2 protein-coding genes are annotated in these 1634 nt (G+C 66.0%); one reads left to right on the forward strand and one right to left on the reverse strand.

Going from position 1 to position 1634, the window contains the following annotated elements:
• Nucleotides 1-48: 48 nt before the first annotated feature.
• On the reverse strand, nucleotides 49-843 hold the full coding sequence (locus DBV14_RS26115; protein ID WP_124463617.1) for a UPF0149 family protein: 795 nt from the start codon (nucleotides 841-843) through the stop codon (nucleotides 49-51).
• 57 nt (nucleotides 844-900) lie between these two features.
• On the opposite strand from DBV14_RS26115, the gene DBV14_RS26120 reads away from it, so the two are divergent.
• Nucleotides 901-1634: glutamate synthase-related protein (locus tag DBV14_RS26120; protein WP_260397234.1), on the forward strand; the 734-nt coding region annotated here is incomplete at its 3' end.

A 1634-nucleotide genomic window follows, 5' to 3' on the forward strand; every position in this document is an offset into this window, starting at 1 on the left:
AACGCGACGAACAGAAAGACAAAGCGTCATCCCCGCAGCGAAGCCCGGTTACTCGCCGTGGCACTTCTTGTATTTTTTCCCGCTGCCGCACGGACACGGATCGTTGCGGCCCGGCGTGGCTTCCTTGCGGATCGTTTCGACCTTTGGGCCCAGGCTCTTCCACAGCTGGCGCAGGTCGTACACCGCCCATATCGCGGCGCCGAAATCGTCCAGCCGCTGCTGGCTTACGCTCGGCGGGCCGTCGTCGCTGTACATCGACACCGTGGGCTTGGCCTTGTCGTCTTCGGTCAGGGCCACGATGTTGTCGAGCGCGTCGTCGAGCATCTGCGCGGCTTCCTTGTCGCGCGGGGGTGCCCATTCCTCGGGCCAGTTTTCGACCGCGTACATGAAGCCCAGCGCCCACACCTGCGCGAACGAGGGAATCTCTTCGCCGGCCACTTCGGCACGTTCTTCCTCGGGCAGCGAGGCGATGGCGCCGCGGGTGTCCAGCACTTCGGGCTGCCAGCTGCGCTCGTCATCGAGCGTTTCGACGGGGGCGTCGAGGCCCTCTTCGATCTCGCGCCAGCGGCGCTTCCAGTTCCACACGAACTCCATCTGCTGCGCGGGCGTGAAGCTGTCGCCCAGCAGCACGGGCCAGTATTCGGCAGGCGGAATCGGCCGGCGGGTGCAGATCAGCGCGGCCATGAAGCCTTCGCAGAACTCCCACTGGGGAATTTCCTCGTCGTGCTCGCGCATGGCGTCGAGCGCATGGTCCAGGGCGTCGAAATCGTCGGGGCCGAGGGGTTCCTGGGCCGGGTTGGCCGTGGAAGAAGGGGTCTGGGGGGTGTCGGGGGAGGTCGTCATGGCAAGTTCGGGGCAGCCCTCTATGATGCAGCAGGCTCTGGCAGTCTTCTCATTTCTATGCCCTCGATTATTCCGTTTCCGACGCGCTACAGCGCCTTTGCCTTGTGCGTGGTCGGCCTGGTGGCCTGCCTGGCCGCCGTGCTGGTGTCGCCGCACCTGTGGCTGGCCTGGGTGGGCGTGGCCGTTTTCGCGGTGCTCAGCGGCACCGGCGTGCACGACCTGCGCCAGACCCGGCACGCCATCTTGCGCAATTACCCGGTCATCGGCCACATCCGCTTTCTGCTGGAGTACATCCGCCCCGAGATGCGGCAGTACTTCATCGAGAGCGACTCCGAGGCCGCGCCTTTTTCGCGGGCGCAGCGCTCGCTGGTGTACCAGCGCGCCAAGGGCGACCCCGACAACCGGCCCTTCGGCACGCAGCTGAACGTGACCATCGCGGGCTACGAGTGGATCAACCATTCGATGCAGCCGACCAAGCTGGCCAACCACGATTTCCGCATCGTGATCGGCGGCACGCCGCAGCCGGCGGACGCGAACCCGGCGCAGGTCTGTACCCAGCCGTACAGCGCGAGCGTGTTCAACATTTCGGCAATGAGCTTCGGCGCGCTGTCGGCCAACGCCATCCTTGCGCTCAACCAGGGCGCCAAGATGGGCGGCTTTGCGCACGATACCGGCGAAGGCTCCATCTCCCAGCACCACCGGGTGCACGGTGGCGACCTGATCTGGGAAATCGGCTCGGGCTACTTCGGCTGCCGCAACGACGACGGCACCTTCAACGCCGAGCGCTTCGC

This window comes from Variovorax sp. KBW07, from assembly GCF_003852515.1.
Lineage (GTDB): Bacteria > Pseudomonadota > Gammaproteobacteria > Burkholderiales > Burkholderiaceae_C > Variovorax.